Origin of the sequence: Bacillus cereus group sp. N11 (genome assembly GCF_016483605.1) — a bacterium.
Classification (GTDB): Bacteria; Bacillota; Bacilli; order Bacillales; family Bacillaceae_G; genus Bacillus_A; species Bacillus_A toyonensis.
In genome coordinates this window covers 693,799-705,929 of sequence record NZ_JAEHBN010000001.1, presented here as the reverse complement: position 1 = coordinate 705,929, position 12,131 = coordinate 693,799, and the positions used below count along the sequence as shown (strand labels likewise).

The window sequence follows — 12,131 nt, the reverse complement described above, 5'->3', positions numbered from 1 at the left end:
TAAATGCGATAAAATCTTGTCAAAAATAATGAAATTTCAGGAAAAATAAGGTACACTAGTCAATGGTTTTGGTTTAAAATCGATTGACGTTAATGTCTATGGGGGAAAAATTGATGAACAACAATACAGTAAATGAATCAGTTGAAGAAGTTCATAAAAAACGAGTAAGATCAAGAAAACGTTTTCCAAATTGGAAATTTATCGCAGCGGGTGTTGGTATAATTGCGCTTCTCGTTGGGGGAGTGAGTTATTATCAGGCAACTCACTTCAATTCGAATGTTACGATTAATGACACCAAAGTTGGTGGTATGAGTGCTGATCAGGCAATACAGAAATTAAAAACATCTGGACTAGCAAATAAAGTCTATGTCGATCAACAACAAATTTTAGATGAAAAAGAGACAAAAACAGAACTTACGGAAAAAGATTTGCCTCAAGTTAAGAAGTTATTAAAAAGCCAGTGGACATTTTTCCCTTCCTCAAAGGAAAAAAATTATTCAGTGCTACCGGAAAAGGCGGATCAGTATCGTAGTGAAACGATGAAAAAACTTGTAGAAGAAAAGCTCGTTTCTATGAATAAAGAATTAAAAGCACCTCAAGATGCTATGGCGAAGCTTGAACAAGGAAAAATTGTTATTTCGAAGAGCGTTGATGGAAAACAGTATGACGTTACTAGTCTATTGAAAGATTACGACAAGCAGAAATATAAAAGCGAAATTCATCTGAAGTCTACATACATACAGCCTATTAAAGAAGACGATCCAATTATCAAAAAAGAGGAGCAAGCACTACAGAATCTTCTTGGGCAGTCCGTTGAATATAAAGTACAGAATGAAGTGTATCCTTTAAAAGCGAAAGATTTAATTCAAAATGCCTCTATGTCAAAGGATATGAAAGTGACAATCGATGCGAGCGACATTAAGAAAAAGATTACTGAAATTAATAATGCTAAATCAACATTAAATAAAAATTTCAGCTTTAAAACCCATTCCGGTTCGGTTATATCAGTAAAAGGACAAGGCTACGGCTGGGCACTAGATGTTGAAAAAGAAACAAAACAAGTTCAACAAGCTTTTGAAAAGGGTGAAAAATCGCTATCTGCTTCTAATATTCACGGAAATGGTTGGGAGAAGGAAGGTATCGGTTATGAAACAACAGCGAATAACGGTATTGGAGACACGTATGCGGAAGTTTCAATTGCAGATCAACAAATTTGGATTTATAAAGATGGCAAATTAGCAGTCACAACAAATGTAGTAACTGGTAAACATAGCACGAGTGAAGATACATCACCAGGTGTGTGGTACGTCCTATATAAACGAACACCATACACGTTGAAAGGAAGCGCAGTAGGTAAAGCTGATTATGCAGTTAAAGTAGATTACTGGGTACCATTCACAAATAGCGGTCAAGGATTCCATGATGCTGGCTGGCGAACAAATTGGGCGAATAATGCCTATTTAACAGGGGGATCAGGTGGGTGTGTTAACCTTCTTCCTAATGTTGCAAAAACTGTGTATGATAATTTGAACACGTATGATCCAGTTATCGTGTACTAGAAAATAGCAATCTTGCGTGAAGCGATGTATGAAGAACTTAAATTAAAAAAAGAAGCAGAAAATCGTGAGTGATTTTCTGCTTCTTTTTTATTATGTATACTATGTACTTCTCGTGTGCGGGGGGAACTGTTAACTAGGTACATTTAAACATAACATGTGGTTATCAATTCAGAGAAAGGCATCTGATGGTATCTTTTCTTTATTTCCGAAAGGACTTTCTCAATATCATCATGGATTTTTATTGATGGCATTTATATATATACTTACTCATAAGAATAGAACTAGCTGAGTATTTACTGGGGGGATTAAGAATGAATAGGGATGAGACCTCATTACATCCTGATACGGGTGTTACGTCTGTCATGTTTGTTGAACGATCATTAAATGAAATTCGTTTTTGGTCTAGAATCATGAAGGAACATTCTTTTTTTCTTCGATTGGGGTTTAGATGTGAGGATACCCAACTAATCGAAGAAGCTAATCAATTTTATCGATTGTTTGAACATATTGAACAAATAGCGTATTCCTATACAAATGAAACAGATCCTGAGCAAATAAAAAGATTTAATTCAGAAGTACAACAAGCTGCAACTAATATTTGGGGATTTAAAAGAAAAATTTTAGGATTAATTCTCACATGTAAATTGCCAGGGCAAAATAATTTCCCACTGTTAGTTGACCATACAAGTAGGGAAGCTGATTATTTTAGAAAACGTTTAATTGAATTAAATGAAGGTAAATTAGATGCCCTTCCGGATGCTATTATTAAAGAAAATGTTTTCTTTTTAAGGATTATGGCAGACCATGCTAAATTTATTGGTCATCTTCTTGATCCATCTGAAAGAAAGCTTGTAGATACAGCACGGAATTTTAGCAATGATTTTGATGAATTAATGTATCAAGCAATTGACTTAGAATCTATGAAACCACAATCTCAAACAGTTCCTCTTTTAGATCAATTTTTAGATCAAAATCGTGTGTCAGTCACATCTCTTCGGGATTTTAAGAAAACGGCACGTGATTTAATTGAGCAATGTAAAATAAAGAGTATCATTCATCCATTATTAGCAGATCATGTATTTCGTGAAGCGGATAGATTTCTTGAAATCATTGATATGTTTGATGCTCATCTTACCAATATTAAATCACAACCTAGATATTAAAAAATAAGGAAAGATACTATTTTTCCTTAAGCTGAGAAGTTAACAATTTATTGTTAGCTTCTTTTCCTTGTGATTTTTAATATTTCCAAGCAATGTAATGAAGTATAATTAGCATATAAGCTACAAGAACAAGGCAAACAGCTTGTGAAAATAGATAAGTGATTTCCTTCTGCAAAGATGTGTCGCGGTTGTAGAAACAAAAAAGAAATGTCACTATCTGAAAGAACAATGTAGACGATCGGAATTAAAAATGTTGAATAAAATTGACAATGAATATCATTTGCATTTATTATGGAATCGTCCCATGTAATTGGATATGATTTTTGTGAAAAAAAGTCTACTTTTTTATTAATGTAATAGATTTCAATTAAAATGTCACTTTCAAGAACTATCACTAATTTTTTTATGAATTTAAACGTAGGAAAGGGTAAGTAAAAATGAACTGGAAAAAAGGCGGATTATGGATTATTATTTTTTTCATTGTAAAAGGTACGATTTCTACACTTTTACTTGTTACAGGTGCTAAATATTTTAATTTATCATATATGCAACTTTTCGTACTAGTACTGATCTTATTACTGATTTCTCTCATAAGTCGAAAATTACTTTATAGACATAAACAAAATAAAAAGCAAAAAGAGCTAAATATATAATGAAGCCCCAGAGACCTTTGGATTTCTGGGGTTTTACTTTTGGAAATTCATCCCGCTATTTGCGGGTAGTAAAACTCCCATCATTTACAATCTAGTAATAATTCATATAACCAAGAATACTTGGGCTAACAGATTTTATTAGAGTGCCATCATCTTTTTGTAACCGAATAGATTCATTACCGTTTCAGACTTATGTATGAATTCATAACCTAACAGTAAAAGGGGGATGATTGAAAATATGGCGAGTAATGAGGAATCAATTTGTCGACAGTTTGCCAGAATTATCGGTGGACAAGAAGGATTCGCCGGTGGAAAATGTGTAGCAACAATAAATCGGGAGGAAATACGAGCAACCATCTTAGGAAAGCGTTTTAGAGTAACAACTTCCTTCTCATTTGAATCAAGAGATCATAAAACTGGACGGGCATTATGTCTAGGCCGAGTAGCACTCTTGCAAAAGGAAGTTACTGAATTTGTTGCTACAATTATTAAACAAGGTATAATTGTTTCGTCTATACACAATGAATGGTTATGTGATGATCCGAATTTGATTTACGTTAATATCGAAGACGTTGATGATCCACTAAATTTTGCAAAAAAAGTTAGAAGAGCGTTATGCAAGTAACAAATTTCTTTCGTTAAATGTTTGATTTTATTAATTAGAATTTTTTGGAATAGATTTAAGTGAATGATTTTATAAAAAAGAAGGCGTTCCATATTTGGAATGTCTTTTCTTGATGTTTTTGCTGCTAATTTGGGTTGTTATATTATTTTAATTGATTATATGCTGCTTATTTTGTAACAACAAGAACTGGGGGAGGTATGTTAACTTGATGGCGATGAGCCCCGATTGTAGAAAATCTCCAGATTTCTATTAGCTGGTTAGTTGAAGAAGAATTTGTTCCACAACCATTAAGTTATTATCATACAAAAAATTCTTCTCCTGTAATCCCTTCAAATCGGTCAATCTCCGCGTCTTTTGAATTCCCTGAAAGTTGCTAAACTTAAGCTAAATAACTATACCCTCTCTAGAGAAATAATTAACATATCCTATGCAAGAAAGTTTAGGTAGCTAATAGCATATGTTTTATTGAAAGGGTGTGTTTGAATTATGGAAAGGCCGAATTGGGGAATTGGAGGATTAGTATTCGTTGGCTGCATGTTTCTTGGTGGAGGAGTGGGATCTATGTTAGGAAGTACTCAAACTGGATGGCTAATAGGGATGGGTACTGGATTTCTTGGGATGGCTTTAACGAGACTGATTAGAAAGTAATATAACGGGGATTCTTCTTCCGGTAAATAATGAAATATGTATGTAAGTAATTAATGCCATAAGAACTTTATAAATTATAGTTAGAAGCTTCTCTTTTGTATTTGTCTTTTCTGATTTTTTCCATACATAGATATGATTCTCAAGTCAGAGGATGGCACCTTAGGGTGTTTTTTTATGCCCTCTAAAAATATCTTAACATATAATAGCCGAGTTTTACCTTCAGTCGCCCAGCAAGCATAAAAGGAAAAACCCCTCATAAAGTGAAAGTTTAATCAGTGGGGTGTTTATCCCTCACTGATTATTAACACTCACCAATCGGGCTGTTAAGGCCCGTTACTGCGGGATAAAATAAAAATTCTGCACCATTTAAACTCTGGTAACAATACAAATGATCAAGAATAATTGAGCTAATAGATTTCGTTAGATTCCCATCATCTTTTTTATAATAGCATAGATTCATTACCGTTTCAGACCTATGTATTCATTCATAACCTAACAGTGAAAGGGGTGATGATGAAAGGTATGGCGATTAATGAGGAATCAATTTGTCAACAGTTTGCAAGAATTATCGGCGGACAAGAAGGATTCGTCGGTGGAAAATGTGTGGCTGCCTGTAGATATCAAATTTTATAAAATGTTATAAGAACATCATAAAAAGAAAGAGGATGAAGCGCTAAAAATTACTGTGATCATATTAAGCGGGGAGATCTACGGAACTTCTGTAGAATGGAGAAGAAATAGTCAGCAGAAATCACACCGGAGGAATGTATGGAATAGATTTTGATTTTGAAAACAATAGGTAATTCATTTGACAATTAAAATGACCTAATTTAATATATATGTCATAGCATATAAATAGTGAAACAAATACATTCACTGTGAATAATTGACTGGTATGCTATATCCTTTTATATCTTAATTTATAGAGGTGATCCATGAACTTACATGATTTAATAGGCTATCTTGTTCATCGTACTGATGTGAAAATGACTAATTATTTTACAAAGAAATTAAAGCCGTATGGAGTTACACCAGAGCAGTGGGGAATTATTAGTGTTCTTTGTAGCCAAAGGGGCACTACTCAAAAAGAGTTAGCAGAAGCTATTGATAAAGATCAAACTACTGTCGTAAGAATGATACAGTCAATGGAGAGAAAAGGGATTGTAAAGAAGGCTTTGAATGACCAAGATAGGCGTTCACATAACCTTTTTTTAACTGAAAAAGGTGACGAGTTAAAGAAAACCATCTTGCCTGTAGTGAAAGACGCTCACCATTTCGTTACGAGTAATTTGAGCAAGGAAGAGATTAAAGTATTACAATCATTATTAAACAAATTGTATGATACACGCTATTAATACTTGTTCCTTATTAATACTATGCTATTCATAAGGAACAAACTTTGTTTTATGTATTATATATGCTATAGCATATAATTTCGTTTGTTTAGAGGAAGGAGAAGGTAGCTTTATTTTCTATGATATCTGATTCAGGATCACTTTTTTACCTAGTACCAGTCGAATTTCTGCATTGTATATGCTATAGCATATAATTTTTACCCCTTTAAATATTGAAGCAATTTCCCTATGATCAATCTCAGGAAATAGGGTATAGGTAGTGACTACTACCTGAACAATACTGAGTTTTTATCAAATAATAAGAAAGGTGTGATTACTATTTTAATTTTCATCAATATTGTAAAAGTTTTGTTGTTTTTGTTCTTTTTAATGACAGGTACGAAAATTATATCTGGGAAAATGGCAGAGGAGTTCAAACGATTTGGTTTACCTTCGTTTTTTAATTTCTTAACTGGAGCTTTTGAGATTGTAGGAGCAATTGGAATGTTGATAGGAATTTGGATTCCAATAGTAGCTTTATTAGCAGGATTGTTGTTAGGTGGTACGATGCTTGCAGCTGCATTAACTCTTATTGTATTAGCGAGAGATCCTTTTAAGAAAGCAATACCTGCGCTTGTTTTGTTTGTCCTTAGTTTAGGGGTAAGTTGTTATCATATTTTTTAAACATAACCTGAAGCCGTTAAACTGTATGCGTTCAAGTTGCTAACATTTTGTAGTTTTTTTACAAATAGGGGGATTCTCAAATTAATGCTTGAATAATAATAGCAATACGAATTTAGACATTACTATCATTCGAATCATAATCAGTAAAAGAATGGAAAGGATTTTTATACAAAGGAATTCCTGATGAATTTTATATTAAAAATAGGAGTGAGTGAAAATGGCGTATTTATTACAAGTTGATTTTCCGTTTGAAGGTCCTTTTGGTGAAGAAATGGAAAAAGCATTTTGGGATTTAGCAAATAGTATTAACGAAGAAGGAGGATTCCACTGGAAAATATGGACTGAGAATGAAGAAACAAAAGAAGCTGGAGGCATTTATGTATTTGAGGAAAAACAAGATGCTGAAAAATACGCTGAAATGCACAAGAACAGACTTGAAGCAGTTGGTGTTAAAGATATTAGAGTAAGAATTTTTAACATCAATGAAAAGTTAACGGAACTGAATCGTGGGTATATTAAATAATTTCGACAATCGGAGCAAGCGTAAAAGGAGGGGGATAATCCCCTCTTTTTTAAATTCTTAAATTGATGGTGAGGGGACTTGCACAAAAAAATCCCTATATAAATAGGGATTTGTGTATCGGTATATTGTTCCTTGGAAAAGGATGTATGAAGTGTAATATATGAGAGTTCTTATATTTGTGAAAGTGACGTAAAAGTACTTTAAAGAAATTTTATTGAAATAATTTCTTCTCCTTTAATTCTTTCAGTCTGCTTTTCCTTAACGTCTCATGCCCATCAAGCTAAGAAAACAGATGAACCCAAAAACAAAAAAATCCTTCGCAAAATTTGTGAGAGAAAAGGAGAGATAAAGGTATTTTAACCTTATCTCTCTTTTTCTATATTAATTTATTTTCAGGTAAGGAGTTGATTAGTTATTACTAGTTATAAGAACGTGAAGAAGTGTTGATTGCCGGTTGGAACTGTTGTAAAGGTTGAGGGGGGAATCCAAGGGAATATCAGAGATGTGCATGATCATTTGGCGCAGGGTTATTAATCCATCTTCTATGAAATCGTGGGATTATATAAGCATTTATTATCCTGGAGATTTTAAAATAAAACCTACCTAATTATAGAAGTGATTTGAACGTAAGGAAATTGTAAGAAATGCATAAGAAAAAAGAAATTTTTATTATGTAGGATACAAATATAGAGAAGCACAAAAGAGGGAGGATAAATAGGATTAATTTATACGAAAACCAAACTAGTAATAAGCACATTCTAAATAAAAAAATCATTTATGGTACTAACATACATGTGAAAAAGAGAGGTTTTACCGTTTATTACGACAGTATGGTGCTTGTAAAAATAAACAATATGAAGATGATTTCTGTGTAATTAGTAAGAAATAATATACAACCGCCGATACTATATGAATAGAGGGGAAGAGTGTCTTATGAAAATATATAATTAACTCCCATTTGCAGATTCAGCACTTTTCATTGCCGGAACTCTTTATTATACCTAACACCAACCGCAATGATAAAAACAGGCTCCACTCAAAATATACTTAGTTCATTACAAATAAGTACTCAACTAGATCGTACTTCCGTCGAACAAGTAATGCGAGATACATTGCAACTTGGATACCCCCGGGGTACTCGCTAAAACTTCCCAGGGTAGAAAAACGTAGGGGTATGCAGCTGGTATATAGGATATAAGAACTAAGAACCGATGAAAACAGATTTTTACTTTCGCATTGGAAGTGTAACGACTTAAACAAATTTTTTTCTTATTTGCTTGGTGGCAATTACTGAAAGAACAGCAACTAAAACAAATATTCACTACAGTTTCTACAGGAAAGGGAGGAATCAATGGATATGGTCTAGGAATCTATGAAATTAAACTTCCTAACGTTGTCTCGATAGGGGGACATACAGGTGTTATTCCAGGATTTAATACTTTTGCTGGAGGGACACATGGAGGGAGGCATATGTTGACGGCAATTTGAACAGTATGGGTAGAGCCGAGAATCCTGGTCTTTTTAAAAGTATTTTACTTGTTGAATTTAGACAGTAGGGATAAAGGCGGAATAGTAGTTTATGTGATGTTTGTAATTGTACAAATAAAAGATGAAATCGATCATTTATCTAAGGAGGTATTTTTCTTATGGAAAATAAATTATCTGGGGTGTTAGCCGCTACCTTGGCTCTAACGATGAGCCTACCAACAGGAGCGCTAGCGTCTTCTAGCAGTAAGACTCCAGTTGTATCTAGTCAAGAAGTTGCTAGCCAAGATTTGGAGAAGATTGCTGCAGAGAACGCTGAACTACTCACGAAGTCCTATGAGACGACTAGCGTGCAGTATGCGCTGATTGATAATGGTAAACTTATTTTGTCGGGGCAGACAGGCAAGAATGACATAGAAGGGAAAGAGCCACTAACCAAAGATACTCTATACGGAATTGGTTCAACCAGTAAAGTATATACAGCTGCGGCTGTTATGAAACTAGTAGACGAAGGAAAAGTTGATTTGGATGCCCCTGTTGCCCGCTATATTCCTGAGTTCAAAATGAAAGATAAACGATATAAGCGCATCACACCGCGTATGCTGTTGAATCACTCCTCGGGTTTGCAAGGTTCCTCGTACAATAATGTATTTTTATTTAAAGATAATGATGCTTATGCCCATGATATCTTGTTGCAGCAATTGTCCAACCAAAACTTGAAGGCAGACCCTGGTGCGTTCTCAGTATACTGTAATGATGGTTTTACGCTAGCTGAGATCTTGGTAGAGAGAGTCAGTGGTATGAGTTTTACTGAATTTCTACATCAAAAGTTTACAGAGCCATTAAAACTGAATCATACGATAACATCGCAAGACAAATGGGAAGACGAAAAGCGGGCTGGACAGTATTCTCCAAAATACCAGGGACAGCTTCCGAGTGAAATGGTAAATGCGATTGGTACGGGAGGAATCTCTTCTACTGCAGAAGATGTGGTGCGATTCTCACAAATATTTATGGGACAGGGAAAAGAAATTCTCTCTAATAGAGCAGTCAAGGCGATGGAACAAGAAGAATATAAAAGAGGCATGTGGCCGGAAGATAGCGAAAACATGTTCAACTATGGTCTTGGCTGGGATAGTGTGAAACTATACCCATTCAGTGAATATGGGATAAAAGCGTTGACTAAGGGTGGGGATACGGTACTGCAACATGCCACATTGGTCGTGCTTCCAGAACAGAAGATGGCAGCAGTTGTATTGTCCTCCGGCGGCTCCAGCACGACAAATCAACTGTTGGCAAACAAATTACTGTTAGCTAGGCTTAAAGAGAAAGGGACAATTAAGGATATAAAACCAGATAAATCCTTCGGCAAGCCAGTCAAGGCTAAAGTACCTCAAGACGTGGTAAAAAAAGCGGGTTTTTATGGAAATATCCAAAGCCATTTCAAAATAGAAATTACGAAGAAGGGAGAACTGTTTTTACCAACTAAACCGAAAGAAAAATATGTATATACGGCGGATGGAAGCTTTATAAATGAGAAGGGTACCTCCAAGCTTAACTTCGTTACTGAGAAGAATGGAAAAGTTTATTTGAGAGAGAGCACATATGAATTATCGCCGGGATTGGGGCAAAATGTGTTGACTCAATATTTAGCCCAAAAATTAGAAAGCAATGTGTTACCGAAGAAAACAGCAGCTGCATGGGCGAAGCGTGAGGGGAGCAAGTTCTACCTCGTTAACGAAAAATTTAATTCAATGAACTATCTAGGACTACTAATGCCTCTAAACACACAAATTACGCTCAAGGATGGGTATTGGGACGGCAAAAAAATTACAGGTCCAAATTCGGCGACGCATCAAATTCAGATTCCCGTGATAAATGGGCGGGATACGACGGAAGCTCATTTCTATACAGAGAATGGTAATGAATATATGGAGATGGCCAGCTTTTTATACGTCAGTGAATCTAACGTAAAATCCCTTGATGCAGGTCCATTATCGAAAGTTACACTGCAAGAAAATGGGCATGCCAAATGGTTTACGATTCCGCAAACGGCAGCAGGGAAAACGATGACTGTGAAGTTGCCATCAGGAAGTTCATTCGCGGTGTATGATGAGAATGGAGTATGCGTCAATTTTACCGTCGTTAGTGACAATAACAAAGTGAAACTACCAGAGAACGGAACGGTTGTATTTGCTGGCGCACCGAACTCCGAATTTACAGTTGCATTGAACTAGCTACAACTCGGGATAGACTTCAATAAAACAGTGCGACATGGAAAAGATATTTTATTTGTATCTTAAGTATTACCTTAAATAATATTACATTTAAATTCTTAGCTTAATAGCAATGGGATAGCACCACATGTCTATCAACCTAAGAAAATAAATCAACCCCATGTCTATCAACCTAAGAAAATAAATCAACCCCATGTCCATCAAGCTAGTAAAAATAAATACCCCAAAAATAGTAAAATTGACATCCCCAGAGTAAAAATGTAAAAAATTATTGTTTAGGGGCAGCATAAAACCTTAGTTTGATAGCGATATGGCGCTACTCATAAAAAAAGAAATAGGAGAGAATATCCTATTTCTTTTTATTAATATAATAAAATGTAATGAATAGATCCAAAGTAATGATAATAATTAGAAGTAACAAGTGTATAAGTGCATCAGTTTTTCCGTTTAGTAAAGACTTTACAAAGAAATCCCATTCTGTTTCATAGGGAGGCTCTACCCAATTTCGTTGCAGTCCTAACACCATTCCATTTATGAAATAGACAATGCTTAATAGGATTCTTCCAAGAAATAAGGCAGTTGCTTTTATAGTCCACTTCTTTATCTTTATTATATAAAGGGTTGGAAATAGTATAAGCACCCAAAAAATAAGAATGTAAACAGCATTGATCATTCTCTATACTCCTAACAAAACGATTTTTTCTTAATCTTGGTGAATTTTCAGGGTGAAAGTTAATGGTGTTCAAACCGTTTCTGCACTTGGGAAAAAAGGAGACAGAATTCCGGCTCCTTTTCCTTTTCTATCTCTCCGTCTCAAAAAACTCAATCCACTCCCCATCAGGGCCAGCGAAGAATATGTAACGTGTTCCATCTGGTAATGTTTCGATTTCTTCTCCTAGTAAAAATGTTACGCCGTGTTTTTGAATTCTTTCAATTTCATCTTCTAATGAATCCACTTTAAAGCAAATATGATGTACTTTTCCTTCTGCTGGAAGAGAAGAGTTATAACCTTCGATGAGTTCCAGTATCGTTTCCTTCGATTCTTCCACACCTAAAAAGGCGAGTTTTAAATCTGGATTCGGGTGCCCCATACGTTTAATGAGCTGTAAGCCGACTACTTTTTCATAAAAAGTAATAGATGTTTCTAAGTTTGCAACCATAAGTCCAACGTGTTCTATTCTTCTAACTGGCATGTAGATTCCTTCTTTCTGAAAATTTTA

General features: G+C 34.8%; 11 protein-coding genes and 3 pseudogenes. 12 read left to right on the top strand and 2 right to left on the bottom strand.

What is annotated here, in order from left to right:
- The first annotated feature begins 113 nt into the window (after window positions 1-113).
- From JDS98_RS03645 to JDS98_RS03590, 12 genes and pseudogenes are all read left to right on the top strand, one after another.
- Complete coding sequence (locus JDS98_RS03645) at window positions 114-1,559, top strand: L,D-transpeptidase family protein (protein WP_097952197.1); 1,446 nt, start codon at window positions 114-116, stop codon at window positions 1,557-1,559.
- A gap of 311 nt (window positions 1,560-1,870) precedes the next feature.
- The gene (locus tag JDS98_RS03640; RefSeq protein ID WP_001078035.1) at window positions 1,871-2,722 is read left to right on the top strand and encodes a DUF2935 domain-containing protein; all 852 of its coding nucleotides are present in this window, start codon (window positions 1,871-1,873) and stop codon (window positions 2,720-2,722) included.
- A gap of 108 nt (window positions 2,723-2,830) precedes the next feature.
- Window positions 2,831-2,950 (top strand): annotated as a pseudogene (locus JDS98_RS03635) (RNA-guided endonuclease TnpB family protein); the annotation flags it as partial.
- A gap of 209 nt (window positions 2,951-3,159) precedes the next feature.
- A complete protein-coding gene (locus JDS98_RS03630) occupies window positions 3,160-3,375 on the top strand; it encodes a hypothetical protein (protein WP_001104095.1) in 216 nt (71 codons plus the stop codon).
- A 238-nt stretch (window positions 3,376-3,613) separates the two neighbouring features.
- Complete coding sequence (locus JDS98_RS03625; protein WP_142307101.1) at window positions 3,614-4,000, top strand: DUF1259 domain-containing protein; 387 nt, start codon at window positions 3,614-3,616, stop codon at window positions 3,998-4,000.
- Between the two features lie 486 nt (window positions 4,001-4,486).
- Complete coding sequence (locus JDS98_RS03620) at window positions 4,487-4,648, top strand: hypothetical protein (RefSeq protein WP_000441014.1); 162 nt, start codon at window positions 4,487-4,489, stop codon at window positions 4,646-4,648.
- A gap of 483 nt (window positions 4,649-5,131) precedes the next feature.
- A pseudogene (locus JDS98_RS03615) lies at window positions 5,132-5,257 on the top strand (DUF1259 domain-containing protein); the annotation flags it as partial.
- A 326-nt stretch (window positions 5,258-5,583) separates the two neighbouring features.
- Entirely contained in the window at window positions 5,584-6,003 is a 420-nt protein-coding gene (locus JDS98_RS03610) for a MarR family winged helix-turn-helix transcriptional regulator (protein ID WP_097952191.1), read from the top strand.
- A 312-nt stretch (window positions 6,004-6,315) separates the two neighbouring features.
- Window positions 6,316-6,666 (top strand): DoxX family protein, encoded by a 351-nt coding sequence (locus JDS98_RS03605; RefSeq protein WP_199633576.1) that lies wholly within the window; start codon window positions 6,316-6,318, stop codon window positions 6,664-6,666.
- Window positions 6,667-6,883: 217 nt separating this feature from the next.
- Complete coding sequence (locus JDS98_RS03600) at window positions 6,884-7,189, top strand: monooxygenase (protein WP_097959581.1); 306 nt, start codon at window positions 6,884-6,886, stop codon at window positions 7,187-7,189.
- A 1,246-nt stretch (window positions 7,190-8,435) separates the two neighbouring features.
- Window positions 8,436-8,745: pseudogene (locus JDS98_RS30850) on the top strand (serine hydrolase domain-containing protein); the annotation flags it as partial.
- 90 nt (window positions 8,746-8,835) lie between these two features.
- The gene (locus JDS98_RS03590; RefSeq protein WP_098911778.1) at window positions 8,836-10,911 is read left to right on the top strand and encodes a serine hydrolase domain-containing protein; all 2,076 of its coding nucleotides are present in this window, start codon (window positions 8,836-8,838) and stop codon (window positions 10,909-10,911) included.
- 349 nt (window positions 10,912-11,260) lie between these two features.
- On the opposite strand, the gene JDS98_RS03585 is transcribed toward JDS98_RS03590, so the two are convergent.
- Window positions 11,261-11,584 carry a hypothetical protein gene (locus tag JDS98_RS03585; protein ID WP_000606340.1) on the bottom strand — a complete coding sequence of 108 codons (324 nt, stop codon included), beginning with the start codon at window positions 11,582-11,584 and terminating at the stop codon, window positions 11,261-11,263.
- Between the two features lie 127 nt (window positions 11,585-11,711).
- A complete protein-coding gene (locus JDS98_RS03580) occupies window positions 11,712-12,104 on the bottom strand; it encodes a VOC family protein (protein WP_001145291.1) in 393 nt (130 codons plus the stop codon).
- Between the last annotated feature and the right edge of the window lie 27 nt (window positions 12,105-12,131).

Excerpts from the sequence above, each read along its gene's own strand:
- JDS98_RS03600 (WP_097959581.1), top strand. The coding sequence starts at position 6,884 with ATGGCGTATTTATTACAAGTTGATTTTCCGTTTGAAGGTCCTTTTGGT.
- JDS98_RS03580 (WP_001145291.1), bottom strand. The coding sequence starts at position 12,104 with ATGCCAGTTAGAAGAATAGAACACGTTGGACTTATGGTTGCAAACTTA.
- JDS98_RS03585 (WP_000606340.1), bottom strand. The coding sequence starts at position 11,584 with ATGATCAATGCTGTTTACATTCTTATTTTTTGGGTGCTTATACTATTT.
- JDS98_RS03610 (WP_097952191.1), top strand. The coding sequence starts at position 5,584 with ATGAACTTACATGATTTAATAGGCTATCTTGTTCATCGTACTGATGTG.
- JDS98_RS03640 (WP_001078035.1), top strand. The coding sequence starts at position 1,871 with ATGAATAGGGATGAGACCTCATTACATCCTGATACGGGTGTTACGTCT.
- JDS98_RS03630 (WP_001104095.1), top strand. The coding sequence starts at position 3,160 with ATGAACTGGAAAAAAGGCGGATTATGGATTATTATTTTTTTCATTGTA.
- JDS98_RS03620 (WP_000441014.1), top strand. The coding sequence starts at position 4,487 with ATGGAAAGGCCGAATTGGGGAATTGGAGGATTAGTATTCGTTGGCTGC.
- JDS98_RS03590 (WP_098911778.1), top strand. The coding sequence starts at position 8,836 with ATGGAAAATAAATTATCTGGGGTGTTAGCCGCTACCTTGGCTCTAACG.
- JDS98_RS03625 (WP_142307101.1), top strand. The coding sequence starts at position 3,614 with ATGGCGAGTAATGAGGAATCAATTTGTCGACAGTTTGCCAGAATTATC.
- JDS98_RS03645 (WP_097952197.1), top strand. The coding sequence starts at position 114 with ATGAACAACAATACAGTAAATGAATCAGTTGAAGAAGTTCATAAAAAA.